At 48.5% G+C, this 19,012-nt stretch carries 12 protein-coding genes; 11 read left to right on the top strand and 1 reads right to left on the bottom strand.

Features of this window, described 5'->3' with window-relative positions; translation table 11 throughout:
- Positions 1-468 precede the first annotated feature (468 nt).
- From NMC31_RS12995 to NMC31_RS13035, 9 genes are all read left to right on the top strand, one after another.
- Positions 469-3,132, top strand: a complete 2,664-nt coding sequence (locus NMC31_RS12995) for a glycosyltransferase family 2 protein (RefSeq protein ID WP_253898179.1) — start codon at positions 469-471, stop codon at positions 3,130-3,132.
- 21 nt (positions 3,133-3,153) lie between these two features.
- Positions 3,154-3,855 carry a cysteine protease LapG gene (gene lapG, locus NMC31_RS13000; RefSeq protein WP_253898180.1) on the top strand — a complete coding sequence of 234 codons (702 nt, stop codon included), beginning with the start codon at positions 3,154-3,156 and terminating at the stop codon, positions 3,853-3,855.
- A 9-nt stretch (positions 3,856-3,864) separates the two neighbouring features.
- Positions 3,865-5,808 (top strand): cyclic di-GMP receptor LapD, encoded by a 1,944-nt coding sequence (lapD, locus tag NMC31_RS13005; RefSeq protein WP_253898181.1) that lies wholly within the window; start codon positions 3,865-3,867, stop codon positions 5,806-5,808.
- A gap of 17 nt (positions 5,809-5,825) precedes the next feature.
- Positions 5,826-6,167, top strand: coding sequence for a tryptophan synthase subunit beta (locus NMC31_RS13010; protein ID WP_253898182.1), 342 nt, complete (start codon positions 5,826-5,828; stop codon positions 6,165-6,167).
- Positions 6,168-6,451: 284 nt separating this feature from the next.
- Positions 6,452-6,697: a hypothetical protein gene (locus tag NMC31_RS13015; RefSeq protein ID WP_253898183.1), complete on the top strand. Its 246-nt coding sequence runs from the start codon at positions 6,452-6,454 to the stop codon at positions 6,695-6,697.
- A 671-nt stretch (positions 6,698-7,368) separates the two neighbouring features.
- Positions 7,369-9,651, top strand: a complete 2,283-nt coding sequence (locus NMC31_RS13020; RefSeq protein ID WP_253898184.1) for a retention module-containing protein — start codon at positions 7,369-7,371, stop codon at positions 9,649-9,651.
- 188 nt (positions 9,652-9,839) lie between these two features.
- Entirely contained in the window at positions 9,840-11,192 is a 1,353-nt protein-coding gene (locus NMC31_RS13025) for a TolC family outer membrane protein (RefSeq protein ID WP_253898185.1), read from the top strand.
- A 100-nt stretch (positions 11,193-11,292) separates the two neighbouring features.
- Positions 11,293-13,479, top strand: coding sequence for a type I secretion system permease/ATPase (locus NMC31_RS13030; RefSeq protein WP_301544562.1), 2,187 nt, complete (start codon positions 11,293-11,295; stop codon positions 13,477-13,479).
- Positions 13,466-14,830 carry an HlyD family type I secretion periplasmic adaptor subunit gene (locus NMC31_RS13035; protein WP_253898186.1) on the top strand — a complete coding sequence of 455 codons (1,365 nt, stop codon included), beginning with the start codon at positions 13,466-13,468 and terminating at the stop codon, positions 14,828-14,830. The genes NMC31_RS13030 and NMC31_RS13035 overlap by 14 nt, the downstream gene beginning before the upstream one ends.
- Before the next feature lie 78 nt (positions 14,831-14,908).
- Here NMC31_RS13035 and NMC31_RS13040 read toward each other — a convergent pair whose 3' ends face one another.
- Positions 14,909-16,066 carry an N-acetyltransferase gene (locus tag NMC31_RS13040; RefSeq protein WP_253898263.1) on the bottom strand — a complete coding sequence of 386 codons (1,158 nt, stop codon included), beginning with the start codon at positions 16,064-16,066 and terminating at the stop codon, positions 14,909-14,911.
- Between the two features lie 261 nt (positions 16,067-16,327).
- On the opposite strand from NMC31_RS13040, the gene NMC31_RS13045 reads away from it, so the two are divergent.
- Entirely contained in the window at positions 16,328-18,073 is a 1,746-nt protein-coding gene (locus tag NMC31_RS13045; RefSeq protein ID WP_436650271.1) for a fatty acyl-AMP ligase, read from the top strand.
- On the top strand, positions 18,070-18,981 hold the full coding sequence (locus tag NMC31_RS13050) for an NAD-dependent epimerase/dehydratase family protein (protein WP_253898188.1): 912 nt from the start codon (positions 18,070-18,072) through the stop codon (positions 18,979-18,981). Before NMC31_RS13045 ends, NMC31_RS13050 begins: the two co-directional genes overlap by 4 nt.
- The last annotated feature ends 31 nt before the right edge of the window (positions 18,982-19,012 follow it).

Genomic DNA, 19,012 nt, shown 5'->3' on the forward strand with positions numbered 1-19,012 from the left:
CACTAATTTTACTGACTGATGAAATCCACAGCGAAAGGCACGGTTATACGCACTTATCAACAGAATTATCCACAAAAAGGCATCACCAACGCAATGCAGAGGGGTTTGCAGGCCAGATCAGCGGCCCTTCTACCTTTTATTAGTCAGTGGAAATCAGATGCGAGTACTCTTCTCATATCTCTATCTACTAATGTAGTAGGTCAGCCTTTAGGGTATCTAAACAAGCGGTGCGGCAAATCATCAGGCCATGGCTATACTAAAGCACTTGCTTCTCTACAGTAGGATTGACGTGCCGCTTCTCAACCAACTGACATCGTCTGGTCGCAAAAGCCGCATGCTTTATATACGCTTAGTGAGCTGTGCAGCATTTAAAGTCAATATATGTAAGAAAAATAGCTTTCTCTAATGAACCATGAGAGATTAAAGTCTTCCGGGAAGGAAATAAATGCTGGAATGAGGGAGAATATCATGTTGCCAGGAGGAATATCCGACTTTACTGAAGAAATATTAAAAAGAGAAACCGTTCAGCAACCAGTCATTTCCATTATTATTCCTGTTTACAATCGAGAAAAGGCGATCGCGCGTTGCCTAACAAAACTAAAGCAATCTGACTACGACAAACGTAACATAGAACTCATCCTTATTGATGATTGCTCAACGGACAATAGCGTCAATGTTATTCTGCATTTTGTTTCCGCTTTCCCCAATATTATTATCCTTAAAAGGAAAATAAACTCTGGAGGAGCCTCCACGCCAAGAAACCATGGGCTGGAAGTTGCAACTGGCAGATGGGTATTGTTTATCGACTCTGATGATTATATTACACCTCATGCTCTCTCTGATGCAGTTGGTTTTGCTCAAACTGATACCACCATTGATATGGTATGCATGCCCTGTTTCAAAGCAGAGGGAAGTCAACGAGCTATCAGCAGCTCCGCTTTTAACTATGAACAGAGCGTAAAGGGACTGACCTTCACACAAACGAAGCTTTATCGTTCATTAACCGTTTTTGGAAAGCTTCTAAAAACGGATTTGATAAAGAAAAATCATATTACTTTTCCTGAACATATTCATATCAGAGAAGATAATTGGTTCATGATGAAGATGTATTGCGCAGCCCGAAACATTGCCATTTTGGGAAACCATAAAAAGTATTATTTCATTAATGAAACTGATGATATTTCTTTAGCCGCTAAAGGAACTAGCCCAGCTGTGGCGGTAAAGATATATCTGTCCGCCTATGATTTTGTCATGGCCCAACCGCATCTGGACATAGATGAAAAACATAACATCATTGCCCTTTATTTAAATCGATACACTAATATGATTAAACGAGGTGTATCAGCTCCGCGACTCCTGTTTATCCATTCAAAAGAAACACTTCAGGCGTTGCCTGGCAATTCTTTATTATCAAAGGAAGCCAGAAACTTTATTTATGATCTCTTTTTAAACCGTGGCGAGAATAACCATATGCCTCTCAACCAGTTGATTAGTCAGGCTCGAAACGAACTCGATCGGTTAGATGTGCCGGCTCACCCAGCACCATTCCCGGAGTACGTGCTTTTTCTCAGTGTATGTAACGGTAAAGAACGTGCCCATACAGTATGTGTGCAGGCAGATTCACTGGACAAAGCCTGGCTTAAAGGGATTTTGGCATTGCAGGATTGGCAAGATACCCAGGCAATTGCACCGGTCTGGCTTCGTGTAGACATCGTCGATAAAATCGAAACGTTATCCTGGGAGGCTCTGCAAGCAAAACTGAGCAAAACGAAACGCAATTACTTCCGTTTTGGCTTGAGCTTCGATTATCGCTTTCAGCACGCCATTCTTGAACATGAGATTCTCGCAAACGTTTTGTTGTACCAACAAACGGAGGGGGTTGCGACGCCAAATCCTATCAATCTGGCGAGTTTTTCCCGTCAGAAATTTGGTTGTGAGTTGCAATGGCCTACACGTTCCGAACATCTACTCTGGCGTTTTACTACGCGAAGCTTATTTACAGATGGCCAGCAGACCTACTCCATCGAACATCAGGGTAAACGTTCCGGTTATCGAAAACTGCCGCATTGGCAGGATGAACTCGATCCGATGATTTATTCATCTGCTGATTACCTCAAACGCCAGGCACTTGAGACAGGCCGCTATCAGTATGGATGGTACCCCTGTTTCGATAAGCCCATCAAAGGGTACAACACCGTTCGGCATGCTGGATCAACCTACGCATTGCTGGAAGGTTGGGAAGTGACGCAAGACCCAGAACAATTTCGTACGATAGAGCAGGCATTAGACTATTTATCGACTGAACTGATTCAGACCCGAACCCTGCCCGATGGCAGTGATGCAGATTTTCTGATCGATGAAGGAAATGAAATCAAACTGGGTGGTAACGCCGTCAGCATTCTCGCTTTTGCTAAATACACTGACGTCTCAGGTGATGAACGTTATTTATCACAAATGCAGCGACTGGCAAACGGTATCCGTTACATGCAAATTGCAGAAACGGGGGGGTTTAACCATGTCTATGAAGCGGAAGATCTCTCCCTTAAAGCCGAACACAGAACCATTTACTATGATGGAGAGGCCACTTTTGCATTGATGCGTCTGTATGGGCTAACCCGTGATCCCCGCTGGCTGGCTATTGTTGAACGCGCGATGGACCATTTTATTGCTCAGAAACACTGGCAAGCTCACGATCACTGGATGGGCTACGGCGTTAATGAACTTACCCTTTATCGCCCATTGGCGCGTTACTATAAATTTGGCCTGGATAACGTTCGCGATCACCTTGATTTCGTCATCAACAGAGTGACGACCTATCCCACCCTACTGGAACTGATGATGGCCGCAGAACGGATGATCGACCGACTCGCGAACTCAGAACATAAAAATTTACTTGATGATTTCGACATACAGAAATTTAGGATGGCCCTTGAAGCGCGCGCACGCTACCTGGCAAATGGTTTTTTCTGGCCAGAAATTGCGATGTTCTTCAAAAAACCCGACCGAATAAATGGCAGTTTCTTCATTCGCCATCATCGAATGCATGTCAGAATTGATGACGTCGGACATTATCTTTCAGGTTATGTTGCGTATCGCAAATATTGGCGCAAAAAGCATGGACTCAGAGCATAACCTTTACGGTAAAGCGGAGAAATGAACGGGCCTATCGCGAATGTAGCGCAATATTCTTTCCGGAAACGGTGGTTATGCTGTGTTCTGGTGCTGTTGCTTTTCGTCGCGCCAGGATTGGTAGCCGGATGGGATTTCGACACTATCAATGCCCGAACCCAACGGCTTTATGGACCGACGACACCTGCGACGCAACGTAATATCAATGATTGGGCCTTGCTGGTGAAAAGCCCATCATCGGGCGATGTTAAAGATAAACTGAACCGCGTTAATCTTTTTTTTAACAGTCGAATACGCTTTCGCGATGACATTGCTGTCTGGAAGCAACAGGATTACTGGGCGACACCAATTGAACTCTTGCGCAAGGGAGCGGGAGATTGCGAAGACTACGCGCTGGCAAAATATTTTACTCTACGTGAGATGGGCGTTCCGGCAAGTCAATTACGTATCACGTATGTTAAAGCCTTGCAGTTAAATCAGGCTCATATGGTTCTGGCCTGGTACGCTACGCCCGATGCTATTCCGCTGATTCTCGATAATCTGAAAACGACAATTCTTCCTGCAACTCAGCGTAATGACCTTCTCCCGGTCTATTCCTTTAATGGACAGGGATTATGGGTGCCTCAGGCAGGTGGAAACAAACGCGTTGGCGATAGTAAAAAACTTTCTCGCTGGCAGGATCTTCTCACCAAGATGCGTGCAGAAGGATTTGTAATTAATGAATAGGAAGTAGCCATGTCTCTCTATAAACAGCTACTCATTGGAATTTGTCTGTTCACGCTGGTCATCTTTTGCGGCAGCTTTTATGTCACGCTGGAAAGCTCGCGCGAGCAGTATCATAACCAACTGAGTGCCCACGCCCAGGACAGCGCCACTGCACTGGGGCTTTCGCTGACAGCGAACATCGACGATCCGGTAATGACGGAGTTGATGGTGAACTCAATCTTCGATAGCGGGTACTTCTATCGTATACGGGTTGTGGATATCAAGAGCGGAAAACCGCTTATCGAAAGAGAAAACATGCCGCAAAGTGCCAGTGTCCCTGATTGGTTTGTGCATCTGGTCAGGCTAAATCCTGGGCAAGGAGAGGCTACGGTGATGCGTGGCTGGTCTCAGGTGGCGCGGGTGGAAGTTATTAGCCATCCGATGTTTGCCCTGACACGCCTGTGGGATAGTCTCATCGCCAGTTTTATTTTGCTCAGCGTTTGTAGTGTGCTGTGCGTTCTGGGGGCAATGTTTATGTTGCGCCATAGTTTGCGTCCACTTAACTACATCGTTGAACAAGCAATGGCAATCAGTCGTCGGGAATTTCTTAACCTTCCAGCCCGCCCCAAAACGCCAGAATTACGTCGCGTGGTGGAAGCAACGAACATGATGGTGAACCAGCTTAAGACCCTGTTTAGCGAACAGGCGTCACGAACCGAAAAGCTTCGAGAAGAAGCTTATAATGATAGCCTGACCGGGCTAAACAACCGCCGAGCCTTTGACATTCAGTTGCAATCTCGCCTCAGTGACGAAGAGCACGCAGAGGGTCATCTGATTTTATTACGTGTTCAAGATTTGACAGGGCTTAACCATCGTCTGGGTGGCGCTAAAACTGATCAGTTATTGCAAGCTATCGCCGATACCCTTCATCAACTTCAGAAGCGGTTCCTTCACGGGGAAGGATTTCTTGCGCGCGTGCGTGGCGGCGAGTTCGCCATTATCACGCCTGCCATTTTGCCGCAGGAGATGGAAAACCTGATGGCAACCCTCAACACGCAATTAAGATCACTTCACGAAACCGGCATGAGTGATGTAACGCCTGTAGCGCACTTCTCTCAAGTGGCATTCACCGTCGGTGATACCCCGCAGGCGGTGCTCTTACAGGCAGACCAGGCGCTGGCGATGGCAGAAACAGAAATGCGCTTTTTTGCCGATAGTCAGATGGCCGACAGTACAGAAAACGACGATGATCATCATCGCTGGCATAACCGCCTGGAAGAAGTACTGCAGAATGGCGCATTTGAGCTTTTTTCCCAACCTGTTTATCAATGCAACAGGAATAATAGTATTCTGCACCAAAAAATACTTGCCCGAATCAAAACTGAAGATGGCGAGATCATTCCTGCTGGTCGATTTATGCCATGGATCCATCGTCTTGCATTGAGTCGTCGTATGGATATTGTAATGTTAAAACAAACATTAAAAGCAATGGAGATGAGCACGCAGCCCCTGGCACTCAGTATCAGTGGTGAAAGTGTTGCTGATGAAACCAGTATGAATGCCCTGCTACAACCGTTAAAAAATGCGCGACACCTTGCGGGTAAACTGACGCTGGAACTGGATGAAAATGAACTCCCTGATCCTGAGCAGGTTAGCCTTCTGGTACAAAAACTGAACGCATTGGGTTGCCGCCTGGGCATTCAACACTTTGGTGGCCGCTTCCATCTGATTGGCAACTTGCCACAGTGGGGGCTTGCGTGGATCAAAGTCGACGGCGGTTACATCCGTAATATCGATCAGGAAGAAGATAAAAAGCTTTTCATCGAGGCCATCTACTGGGCCACACGCCAGATTAATCTCCCGCTCATTGCGGAACGCGTTGAAACTGAGGGAGAACTCACCGTACTTGAAAACATTGGCCTGTATGGTGCAATGGGTCGTTACTTTAGCGACGCCAGTACCCTTACTAAATAACAATCAGGAGCGTATCCATGCATTTCATCGAACGAGATAGTGACGGAAAAATTTTGCGTGTTGAGTCTTCTCCATTCCACGAATCAACGGAGCAGTATGAGGAAATAACCGCAGAAATTGCTGAATGGCTGAAAGTGAATACGCTACGTGTAGCCACATTGCAACAACTGCAGCAAAGTGATCTCGATATGGTTCGCGTACTTGAAGACCTGATAGAGGTTCTTATGAGCAAAGGAATCATAAGTATTACTGATTTACCTCCAGCAGCACAAAGTAAACTCCTCAATCGTGCGCAGGCTCGCCAAAGGCTAAGTGGGCTGGAAGGTTTAATTCAGGACGATGACGAAGGGTTAATTTGAAAAGGAGTTACGTACTCACTGCTCGTTAAAGTAGGTGCTAATGATTTGATTATATAAGATTTTTTAACGAGCTCATCAGATTAAATTCATACTTAAATCAAAAAATATTTTCCGGCTTACCACCAGATACAACTCTCAATTACGACGGGAAAAACTATCTCGTTAATGATGATGGCGTCATCAAGATTGATGTTGATGGATCCACACTTGATGCCAACATCCTTCATCACGCAGAATCTGCCGATGATGAAGGCGGCTCTGCCTCAAAAGGTGGCATAGAGATATTGAATCAAACAACTGGAAGTAAGACGAACCCGATAAATACTGTCAATCTCAACGACATTGTGCATGACGGTGAACACGACGACCTGAGTTCTTTCATCAAAACCGATAACCTGGCAAATTCCCCCTCCCAGCCTGACGACGTGCAGCATGTTCCGGCGGAGAGTGAAGGACAAAGTGACGTCTGGACGGGCAATGAGGCTGAACAACTCGATCATCTTATTGCTCAACCCGAACAAGATTTATAATCAAAGAGTCGGCATTATTATTTATTTCGATAATGCCGACCATTAGCACTTTCTTAATCGTAAAATATTATCAAGCAAATACTCATTAATTAGTTAAGTTTTAATTAATCTTAATGAATGATAAGACCAGGTAGAATGCATTAGGAATACGAAATATTATTTCTAGCACAGCACTCACGAACATATAAGGTTTACTTATAATTATACACCATCAATAATTCACATCAATAAAACACACCTCACCGGCATCTTTCTCGAAATTAAAAAGCACAGCAATAGAATAAAAGACCATGTTTTTCATAGAGATAATGAAGTATAACCAAAAAATAATTTCTGGTTGAAATTTAATTTCAGATTACTACAATCAAACAACACAAAGCCCCACAAAACAACATTAGCTCAAGAGATTTCTTTACAGAACTATCTTAAGAAAACAACATTAAAATCAAAGAAACGACATATTCAGAGTATTATTTTATTACTACGAAACGAGTTTAATTAATCCGCCGCCCCCATGGCGAACACTAGCGATGTAGCTCATAGAAATCTATATGAGATCATAACCATCGGAAACAGACAAACAGTGAAAAAAATCATGGAGATATATTAAGTTAAAAACACACCGCCATGAACAAATGGAAACGTTCACGTAAGATTAAGAGGAATGTATTATGAGCGATGTAGTTGGAACAATAAAAGCATTAGTAGGACAAGCCTTTGCTATTTCCCCTGATGGGAGCAGGCGTTTATTGGTGGAGGGAGATAAAATCCTGTCCGGAGAGCAAGTTGAAACCAGCGCTACCGGAGCAGTTTCAATAACTCTACCGAATGGAAAAATGCTCGATCTTGGCCGAGATAGTCATTGGAATACTACAAACGCAACCGCTTTCACTCCCACAGAAGATACTGCAAGTGACGTCGCTGCGCTCCAACAGGCGATTGCCGATGGCATGGATCCAACACAAACTCTTGAAGCAACCGCGGCAGGGCCACAGGCTGTTGCAGAGAGCGGCACGCCAGGTGCTGGGGGCGCACATACACATGTCGTTCTTGATCTTACTGGAGAAATGCTCGATCCCACAGCAGGGTATCCTACTGATGGATTGAATTTTCCTGGCACCGAAATTGAAGAAGAGCTGACTATTCTCGATACAGATATGGACACCGACACGGATACGGATACGGATACGGATACGGATACGGATACGGATACGGATACCGATACAGACACGGATACCGATACCGATACCGATACCGATACCGATACCGATACCGATACTGACACAGACACAGACACTGACACAGACACAGACACAGACACGGATACTGACACAGACACGGATACCGATACGGATACTGACACCGACACCGATACGGATACTGACACCGATACGGACACCGACACCGATACGGATACTGACACCGATACGGATACTGACACCGATACCGACACGGATACCGACACAGATACAGACACGGACCCCGACTATCGCTTAACCGTACACATCACCCCAGGCACGCCACAAGAGAATCCTGGCGAACCTTCGGACGACAAGTTTCTTGAAGTGAATGGCGGCAGCAAAGATCCCAGCGGACTCGGGTTCGATGTAGTCGATGGTAAGATAGTTGCGATTGGCGATAATGTGCGCGTCTGGATCGCACCAGGGGATACACCTCCCGCCTGTAACGATCCGAAAAATCAAGTTATCTATTACGACAAAAGCAATGCCAGTTCAGACAAAGCAGGCGATAATTACAGCGACATCTTTGTCCTGGACGTCAACAACAATGCTAATGTAACGAAGGTTCAGGGTAATAAAATTACCGATGGTGATGGTTACAAGGACTACATCTTCCTGGTAGGAGCAGGAGAAGATTATCGGATAGATGCCAGCGATCCAAATAATGGTCACCTGAACGAACTCACCGCTATTGCCGTTTATGGCAAAGAAAGCGGGAAAATGATCCTGGGCAGTCCTGCGTCTAACCATATTGAAGGCATCATCTATGGCGACGGTCTTTCCGAATATCCAGGCGACACTGAAGCAACCTGGACGCTGAAATTTACGCTGGATATTCAGCTCGATAGCCCTGGGAACGCAGAAACGTTAACGTACGTCACACTTGATGGCCTTCCTGAGGGCGCAACATTTACCAGTGACGACCCTTCAAGTTCGGTAACCGTCACCTATGAAAATGGCGTGTATACCCTCGCCTTCCCTGACGGTACTTCTGGCTACAAAGGCACAATGACCGTAACGGTGCCGGATGGCCAGCAAGAGCTGGGTGAGATCACCATGAATGTGGAAACCACTATTGATGGCGATCATCAAAGCGAATTTATCTTTGATGCTGACGAAGGCATGGCTTACGACAGCGAAGCAGACAGTGCCGACATGCAATCTGCGGATATGTTGGCTTCTTCAGACGACGAAAGCGAAGTATTAATGCAGTCATCCTCCCATGACGAAGGCACCGATAATAACGATACAGGTTCGCAGGCAAATGTTGAGGACGAAACGCAGGAAGTCAGTGAAGAGAACTTACTCGTTGATACATCTCAACTTAGTCTCGACTCAGTCGCGTATGACATCGCGCAGCCCACACCAGACAGTGAAATCGACTCGCTGAAGACGCTGCTGGGAGAAAACAGTGAAACGGGGGTGGAAGAAACATCTACAGATACTGAAACTACTGCGACACACCCGCTGGAAACTGAACAGACAGTGTTGAGCCAGGAAGAGCCATTAAACTTTAACGATCTGCTTCACAATGAGGCAACTCAAAATATTAGCGAGCTTATTCAGACACCAGAAGAACTGGCGATTGCTGATAATCAGCAGGTAAAACATGTGCCGGCAGAAGGTGGTGATGCTGAGAACAGCGATGTCTGGGCCATCTCGGACGAGTCCCAGGTAGATAATTTAATTGCGAAACCAGAAGCGGAGTCCTGACGGGTGACAGAAATGCGCGCCCTTAAAGGGGGCGCATTTCATCTCTTTTAATAATCAGGTCGGTAAATATATAAGACCTGAATATTTTGAACCACACGGCTCTGACGATATTCAATTTTTCACGCGACATTACCCCTGGTGGGCCAGCTCACCAGCAAGGGAACAGAACATAATGAAAGGACATCATCATGCATAAAACGATTCGCGTTTTAACCAGTCTCTCTCTACCATTACTTTTCGCTCAGAACGTTAGCGCAGCGACGCTTGAACAGGCGGTGAAAGACAGTTTACTGTGGCATCCGCAGGTCAGTGCTTCAGTTAACAGTCGTTACTCCGCGGATCAAGACTTACGCGCAGCGAAAGGGGGCTATCTACCCACTCTTGACCTCACTGCAGGAACAGGATGGGAACAAACAGACAATGCCTCTACGCGTGCAGCAAACGATCATCGACGCGATCTGCACCGTAGTGAATCCAGCATAAATCTGAGCCAGAACCTCTTTAATGGTTTTGCCACCACCAGTGAAGTTGCCAGGCAACAGGCAACCGTAAATTCCCGGGCGCACGCGGTGATGAACACCAGCGAAGTCACCGCTCTTACCGCAATCCAGACATATCTGGATGTATTAATGCGTCAAAAAATGGTGCAACTGGCCGAAGAAAACCTTAAAAACCATGAACGTGTTTTCGACCAGATTCGCCTTCGTACTGAACAAGGAGTTGGACGAACGGCGGACTTCGAGCAGGCCCAGGCTCGTCTCGCACAGGCGCAAAACAATTTGCTGACTGAACAAACCAACCTGCAGGATGCGCAAGCCAATTACTATAGCGTCGTGGGTAAAGAAGCAACGGATTTATCACTGCCGGTTATGACCCAGATCCCCGCCTCACAGGTCGAGGCGCGCAAACTTATGCTGGACAATAGCCCACTCCTGAAGCAGGCGGATTCCGATGTTGAAGCCACTCGCCAGCAGTATGAAGCGGCGAAATCCCGTTTCTATCCAAGTGTGGACGTTGATGTTGGTCGTCGTATGGATAATAACGTCGACGGTACGCGCGGGCATGATCAGGAATGGCAGGCGATGGTCAGGATGCGTTATAACTTATTCAATGGCGGCAGCGATAAAGCACAGCTCTCTTCCTATGCTTACAAAATGCAGGAAGCGCAGGATGTAAAACGCAATGCGCTTCGTCAGTTAGATGAGGAGTTACGCCTCTCCTGGAACGCATGGGAAAACGCTAAAAAACAAGTCCCTATCGCAAAAGATTACGCCGAACGCAGTGCCACCGTCCGCACGGCATACCAGGAACAGTTTAGTATTGGCGAACGCAGCCTGCTGGATATGCTGGACAGCGAAAACGAAGTTTTCACGGCTCAGCGCCGCTACGTCGAAATGCAGTTCGTTGAGATGTTCACGACGTACCGTATTAACGCTCGCATTGGCGATCTGTTGAAACAACTTAAGATTCAGGCGCCTTCTGCGGCTCAGCCAGGAGAAGAGCAGCAAACTGCTCATGTCAATCTGCCTGAACTGAAGTAATTGATATTAGGCTCACGGGCTAATTCATCAGTTCCTGATGGACTAGCCCCTATTTTCTTTGCGCCTAAGCGAATTTTCGCTGGAATTTGAGGGGCTGACTATGGCCACATCAACTGATTCACTTGATCCTGTGATCACCACTGCTGAGCATTCACTCAGAGACGACCCGCGTCAAAGTCATGACGATCCTTTGCTCGATTCGCTGATGATTGTTTGCAAACTGCACAACATCATTACCAGCCGTAACGTGTTAACTGCGGGCCTTCCCTTACAGGCGAACCTACTCACGCAAAGCGTATTTCCGCGTGCAGCGCAACGAGCAGGGCTGAAAGCCCGTGTACTACATCGCTCACTGGATAAGATTTCCGCCATATCTCTTCCCGCCATACTGCTGCTGAAAAATGAGCAGGCTACTGTATTGATTGGCTGGGACGAACAACATCGAGCCCGATTGCTTCCAACGGAAACGGAAGGCGGTGAAATAGTGCTCGAAATGGAAAAACTGGCTGAAAGCTACAGTGGGAAAGTTATTTTTCTTCAGCCGGAACATGAGTTTGACAGCCAGCCGACAGCGGATATCCCGAAAACCAAAAACTGGTTTAAAGACACACTAAAACTGTCAAAATTCCTCTATATTGATTCCATCGTCGCCAGTTTTATTATCAATCTAATCGCGATCGCTACCCCATTATTTGTAATGAACGTCTACGATCGCGTCGTACCAAACCAGGCGACGGCGACGCTTTGGGTACTGGCCATTGGCATCTCCGTCGCGTTCGTTTTCGACCTGATTCTCAAAATATTGCGGGGAATCTGTCTCGATCTCGCAGGCAAAAAAACAGATCTCATTGTATCCGCAGCGCTCTTTGAACGTTTGTTAGGAATGAAAATGAAGCAACGTCCGGCAAGAGTGGGCGGTTTTACGCAGAACTTTCAGGAATATCAATCCGTAAGAGATTTCCTGTCTTCGCTAACGCTCACAGCTCTTATTGACGTGCCTTTTACCTTACTGATATTGCTGGTCATCGCTATTATCGGCGGTCCGCTGGCCTTCATTCCTCTTCTCTGTTACCCCATCGCACTACTGGTTAACTGGATGATTCAGAAGCCATTGTTGGCTGAGGTGCAAAAAACTTACCGCCTCTCAAACGAACGACAAGCCATGTTAGTTGAAACCGTGACCGGTCTCGATGCAATTAAAGTCAACAACGCCCAAAGCGAACGCCAGTACCAGTGGGAACAAATCATCAGCCAGCTCAGTAAGCTGGAGCTTCGCGTAAAATCGCTTTCCTATATAGCGGTCAATTTCACTACCTGGATCCAGCAATTTGGAGGCGTCGTTCTGATTGTTGCCGGTGTTTACAGCATCATCGCGGGCAACCTGAGTATGGGGGGCTTAATCGCCTGCTACCTTTTAAATCGCCGGGCAATGATGCCGATTGGCCAGCTTTGTGGCTTGATCACCCGATATCAACGCGCTCGAATGACGAAAGCAACCATCGATCGAATGATGGATCTTGAGCAAGAAGTTGAAAGTGATGAAGTGCCGCTCAAGCGCGAAACCCTCTCTGGCGCGATAGAATTCCGTGATGTTGTCTTCCGTTATCCGCAAAACCAATATGTTTCGCTTAACGGAATCTCACTGCAAATTACGCCAGGGGAAAAAGTGGGGATCATCGGGCGTAGCGGCTCAGGGAAAAGTTCCCTGGCCAAACTGCTGGTTGGTTTTTACCAGCCCGAAGGTGGGACAATCCTTATTGATGGTATTGATTCACGTCAGCTCGACATTAACGATGTTCGCCACAATATTGGTTATGCGCCGCAGGATATTCACCTGTTCAGCGGTACACTGCGCGATAACTTGCTAAGTGGCGCGGGGTATGTTGATGAAGAGACGATGCTTCGCGCCGCCACTCTGGCTGGCGTGCATGAGTTTGCTCGTCGCCATCCTTCGGGCTACAACATGCAGGTTGGCGAACGTGGAATGAATTTATCTGGCGGGCAACGCCAGGCCGTCGCCCTGGCCCGGGCATTGCTTCTTGACCCGCCTATCCTGTTGATGGATGAACCCACCAGTTCAATGGACAACACCAGCGAAGATTTGATTAAAAAAGCACTTGCCCCCATCGTCAGCAACAAAACGTTGCTGTTGGTTACTCACCGGGCATCGCTACTGTCGTTGGTAGATCGTTTGATTATTCTCGATAACGGCAAAATCATTGCCGACGGTCCTAAAGAAAGCGTCATGAATGCGCTAAGGAAGGGGCAAATCCATGCGAATCGCTAACCAATTGAACCGTCTGACAAAATGGCTTTTTGGTGATAAAAGTGCAACAACGCTCACTGCAAATGAAGTTAACAAAGCCCTTCTGGATGACTCACCGCGCGTGGTGCGCATCACCCTATGGGCGATTCTGGCATTCTTTGCGGTCATGCTGACCTGGGCTGCGCTGGCGGATATTGATGAAGTAACGCGCGGCGATGGTCGGGCTATCCCATCATCGCGTCTGCAAAAAGTGCAAAACCTTGAGGGCGGTATTATCTCGGAAGTATTTGTGCATGAAGGCGAAATTGTTAAGGCTGGCGCACCGCTGCTGCGTCTGGACGATACCCGTTTCCGCTCGAACGCCGGGGAGTCGGAGGCCGACCGCCTGGCGCTGGAAGCCCGCGTTCAGCGTCTGACCGCACAACTTGCCGATAAAGAAATCCTGGAACTGTCGCCGGAAATTACGCAAAAATCGCCAGATATCGCCAACGGAGAAATGGAGCTTTTCACCAGCGTCAAACAGCGGATCCAAAGCGAAATTGGTGGGCTCAATGAACAGCTGGTGCAGAAGAAGCAGGAACTGCTGGACTACCAGGCGAAAGCCAGCCAGACCCGCCGCAGCCTTGGCCTGCTGCAACAGGAGATCAGCATGTCAGAGCCGCTGGTCGCCAAAGGGGCGATTTCGAAAGTGGAGATCCTGCGCCTGCGCCGCTCGGAGGTGGACACACGTGGCCAGCTGGAATCACTGACGCTGGCTATCCCGCGTGCGGAAGCCGCAATTAAGGAAATCGAAAATAAGATTGGCGAAACGCGCGATCGTTATCGCGGCGAAGCGCTGTCGCAGCTTAACGAAGCGCGTACCGATCTCAGCAAAACACAGGCGTCGGGCAAGGCTATCGAAGACCGGGTTAACCGTACGCTGGTGACCTCACCGGTGCGCGGCGTCGTGCAGCAGTTGATGGTCAACACCATCGGCGGCGTTATCCAGCCGGGTAGTGACCTGGTGGAAATTGTCCCGCTCGACGATACCCTGCTGATTGAAACCAAAATTCGCCCGCAGGATATTGCGTTCCTGCACCCTGGTCAGGAAGCGATGGTGAAATTCACCGCCTACGACTACACCATCTACGGCGGTCTGAAAGCCACGCTTGAGCAGATAAGCCCGGATACGGTGACCGATAAAGACGGCAAAAGCTTCTATATCGTGCGCCTGCGCACCGAGAAAAATCACCTTGGTAGCGATGAAAAACCCCTGCTAATTATTCCCGGAATGGTCGCATCGGTGGATATCATTACCGGCAGAAAAACCATTCTGGCCTATCTGCTAAAACCGATTCTGCGCGCCAGAGCTGAAGCTTTCCGCGAACGATAATTGTGTAAACCGTAATGTCGCCTTATCCGGCCTACGAGATCCCGTAGGCCTGATAAGCGAAACGCCATCAGGCTCGGTTCAGCGCAACGGCCCACCTAAGTCCTTCTCATACAACCGATAACGTTTGTAAGGCAGTGCACCTATTTTCTCAAGGATCGTCCGCATTCCCGTATTGGTTTCCAGAATCCAGGACATCTCCAGCGCGTCAATGCGGCGCTTCGCAAACGGCACGCGCAGCGCTTCAATCAGTAATAACGCAATCACCGGGCCAATACGGCTAAACTGGTGCTCTTTACAAATACCCATCAGCGGCACGCGCGCGGTGCGCACGCCGCTGACTTTTAAGCGCCATAGCAGCTTCACCCAGCCAAAGGGAAACAGATGCCCGTTTAAATCGGCAATCGCTTCATTGAGATTGGGCATGCCCACGATAAAACCGCACGGCGCGGAATCGATCTCTGCAATGTAGATCATGTCATCGGGCACCAGAAACTTCAGTTGATCGCCCATCGTGGCGAATTCACGTTCGGTGAAGGGGACAAACCCCCAGTTATGCTGCCAGCCGGAGTTAAAGACCTCGCGTAATATCTGCATCTCTTCGGCGAAGCGTTTTCGGTCAATGCAGCGGATTGTCACCTTTTTACGCACCTGATCCATCAGGCGGGTGAGCGAGGGCGAGAATGTTAAATCAGTGCGTTTCATCCAATAAGCCAGTAAATCGATGCCTTTACTATATCCCTGTTGCTCTACGCGCGGGCCATACCAGGGTTTTCCGTGCGGCATCATTACTGAAGGCGGCGTGTCGAAACCGTCAACCAGTAAGCCACTCTCCTGGTTAATGTTCAGACTAAAAGGACCGGTAATTTTTCGCGCGCCTTCCGCGATTAACCACGCCTCTGCGGCCAAACACAGCGCCCTGAACACCTCCGCATCGTCAATTGCATCAATCATCCCGATATGTCCGCTGTCCTCACCGTAGCGTTCACGGTGCAGCATATCAATCTGCGCGGTAATTCGCCCCACCAGCTCGCCGTTTTTGCGTGCGATCCACGCCTGCCAGCGGATATGTTCAGTCCCGGGGTTCTTTGCAGAAAGATGCTCTTCGCGCTCAATTATCAACGGCGGGATCCAGTTGGGATCGTCGCCATAAAGTGAAGAAGGAAAAGAGATAAAAGCCTGGCGTTCGCGCTTACTCACCACTTTTTCAACGCTAATCATAAACAACCTGCATAAGATATTTAATAAAATAACAATAATGAATAATTCAAATAAAACGCTTCAGGCTACTGAATCCTTTTTATTACAGACTAGCCATAAATGTCAGTAGACACGCTTATCAATTGACAAGAACAATAATAAAACGCAATCAATAGCTTTCAGTGAATATATTATTCAGCACGCCAAAATAAACACCGCGTGAAACTTTACCTTTTATGACAATATAACTTATATTACCGTCGCCGTATTGCCCTGTAACTTTTTAATTAAATATTATTCATGGTGTATATGTTCAACGAAACCCCAACACAGACTCTGCCGATGCGCTATGCGGACTTTCCCACTCTTGTGGAAGCGTTGGACTATGCAGCCCTGAGTCGCGCCGGTATGTATTTTTACGATCGACGCATCCAGCTTGAGAGCGCACTGGAATATCGCCAACTGCGGCAACGCGCAAGAGCGGGCGCGCGACGGTTACTCTCTCTTAATATCCGCAAAGGCGAGCGCGTTGCGCTTATCGCAGAAACCAGCACCGGGTTTGTCGAAGCCTTTTTTGCGTGTCAGTATGCCGGTTTGATTGCTGTTCCACTCGCCATTCCGATGGGCGTGGGGCAACGTGATTCTTACACAACCAAACTTCAGGGTTTAATAGCCAGTTGTCAACCCGCCGCTATTATTAGCAGTGATGAATGGCTTTCACTCATTAATATAGAAAATATAGATAACGCTTCTCTAAAAATTCTCAGTCATGCCGATTTCAACGCGTTAGAAGAAAAAGAGTGCGAGCTCCCGCTGCCATCTCCCGATGATATTGCTTATCTTCAATATACCTCCGGCAGTACGCGCTTCCCGCGCGGCGTCATTATTACACATCGTGAAGTCATGGCTAATTTACAGGTCATTAGCCACGACGGTATAAAATTACGCGCAAACGATCGCTGCGTCTCCTGGCTGCCTTTCTATCATGATATGGGGTTAGTCGGTTTTTTGTTAACACCCGTCGCAACACAGCTCTCGGTCGATTACCTGCGCACGCAAGATTTCGCGATGCGGCCACTGCAATGGCTGAAGCTTATCAATCAAAACCGCTGCACCGTTTCCGTTGCACCGCCTTTCGGTTACGACCTGTGCCTGCGCCGCGTCAACGAGCGCGATCTGGCCGAGCTCGATCTCTCCTGCTGGCGTGTGGCAGGCATTGGCGCAGAACCGATTCCTGCGCAGCAAATAAATCAGTTTGGCGAACGTTTTCGTCAGGCGCAGTTTGACCCTCATGCCTTTATGCCCTGCTACGGCATGGCCGAAAATGCGCTGGCGGTAAGCTTCTCCGCCGAAGGTGCTGGATTACAGGTCAATGAGATTGACCGAGATATTCTTGAGTGCAAAGGCAAGGCCGTTGCGCCCACCGCACAAACGCGCGCTGTCTCCACCTTTGCCAACTGCGGTAAGGCGCTCCCGGGGCATGCTATTGAAATCCGCGATGAAATGGGTAAACGCCTGGCAGAGCGGGAAATCGGTCACATTTATATTTCCGGGCCGAGCCTGATGAGCGGGTATTTCCAGGACCCGGCTTCACAAAAGGAGATTCAATCTACCGGCTGGATGGACACGGGCGATCTGGGTTATCTGCTGGACGACAATCTTTACGTTACCGGACGCATTAAAGACCTGATTATTATTCATGGTCGCAATATCTGGCCGCAGGATATTGAATACGCCGCGGAAAAAGAGTTGGGGATTCATTCAGGCAACGCCATTGCGTTTGTCACCGCGCAGGAACGCATTGTTTTGCAGATTCAGTGCCGCATCAGCACTGAAGAACATCGTCAGCAAACGCTGCATGCGCTTACGTCGCGCATTCAGAGTGAATTCGGTGTGACGGCGGACATCGAATTTGTACCGCCGCACAGCATTCCGCGCACCTCTTCCGGCAAGCCCGCGCGCGCCGAGGCTAAACGACGCTATCTCACCCCATTTGGCGAGACCGTCAGCCCGCAACAAACGCCGGTAACAGGTTGCGTGCAATGAGTCATACGGTCGCGGTGACCGGCGGAACCGGTTTTATCGGCAAGCATATTCTTGCCAGTCTGCTTTCCCGCGGCTATTCGGTTCGCGCCTTAACCCGCGCGCCGCGTAATGATTCAAGCCAACAGCTCACCTGGGTTCAGGGCTCACTGGAAGACCGGAACGCTCTCGCGGAGCTGGTTAAAGGCGCACGTTATGTCGTTCACGGTGCAGGCCAGGTGCGTGGACATAATGAAGACGTTTTTACCCAGTGCAATGTAATGGGAAGCTTGCGCCTGCTGCAGGCCGCAAAAGAAGGCGGATACTGCGAGCGCTTTTTGTTTATCTCTTCGCTGGCAGCGCGGCATCCTGAACTCTCCTGGTACGCCAATTCTAAATACATTGCCGAGCAAAAATTAGCGGCGATGTCCGCCGGGATCGCGTTGGGGATTTTCCGTCCCACCGCCGTCTACGGCTCGGGCGACAAAGAACTCAAACCGCTCTTCAACTGGATGCTGCGGGGCATTCTTCCCCAGCTTAGCGCGGCGGAGACAAAACTCACCTTTATTCACGCTATTGACCTCGCGCAGGCCGTTACCCAGTGGTTATCCAGTGACGTTCCGCAAGCGCAGACCTACGAATTATGTGACGGTATCGGCGGCTATCGCTGGAAGGATCTCCAGGACATCGGTTCAACCGCGCGTCATGGCCCGGTCCGATTGCTCCCTGTTCCGCTGTATCTGCTGCAAATTTTGGCGGATATCAGCACGCGGCTCAGTCTGCTGGCCGGAAAAGAACCGATGCTCACCCGGTCAAAAATCTGCGAACTCACACATCCGGACTGGTCAGTAAGCATTCAAAACGCAGTCGACGATTTTAACTGGTCCCCAGGGATTAGCCTGACGCACGCAATACACCACAGGCTATTTTGATTATCTACATAACAGGTGTGGCAACATTTCT

This window comes from Pseudocitrobacter vendiensis, from assembly GCF_943590815.1.
GTDB lineage: Bacteria > Pseudomonadota > Gammaproteobacteria > Enterobacterales > Enterobacteriaceae > Pseudocitrobacter > Pseudocitrobacter vendiensis.

Bases quoted from the DNA above. Each gene is read 5' to 3' on its own strand.
- NMC31_RS13020 (WP_253898184.1), top strand. From the start codon at position 7,369: ATGAGCGATGTAGTTGGAACAATAAAAGCATTAGTAGGACAAGCCTTT.
- NMC31_RS13010 (WP_253898182.1), top strand. From the start codon at position 5,826: ATGCATTTCATCGAACGAGATAGTGACGGAAAAATTTTGCGTGTTGAG.
- lapD (WP_253898181.1), top strand. From the start codon at position 3,865: ATGTCTCTCTATAAACAGCTACTCATTGGAATTTGTCTGTTCACGCTG.
- NMC31_RS13045 (WP_436650271.1), top strand. From the start codon at position 16,328: ATGGTGTATATGTTCAACGAAACCCCAACACAGACTCTGCCGATGCGC.
- NMC31_RS13050 (WP_253898188.1), top strand. From the start codon at position 18,070: ATGAGTCATACGGTCGCGGTGACCGGCGGAACCGGTTTTATCGGCAAG.
- lapG (WP_253898180.1), top strand. From the start codon at position 3,154: ATGAACGGGCCTATCGCGAATGTAGCGCAATATTCTTTCCGGAAACGG.
- NMC31_RS12995 (WP_253898179.1), top strand. From the start codon at position 469: ATGTTGCCAGGAGGAATATCCGACTTTACTGAAGAAATATTAAAAAGA.
- NMC31_RS13025 (WP_253898185.1), top strand. From the start codon at position 9,840: ATGCATAAAACGATTCGCGTTTTAACCAGTCTCTCTCTACCATTACTT.
- NMC31_RS13035 (WP_253898186.1), top strand. From the start codon at position 13,466: ATGCGAATCGCTAACCAATTGAACCGTCTGACAAAATGGCTTTTTGGT.
- NMC31_RS13030 (WP_301544562.1), top strand. From the start codon at position 11,293: ATGGCCACATCAACTGATTCACTTGATCCTGTGATCACCACTGCTGAG.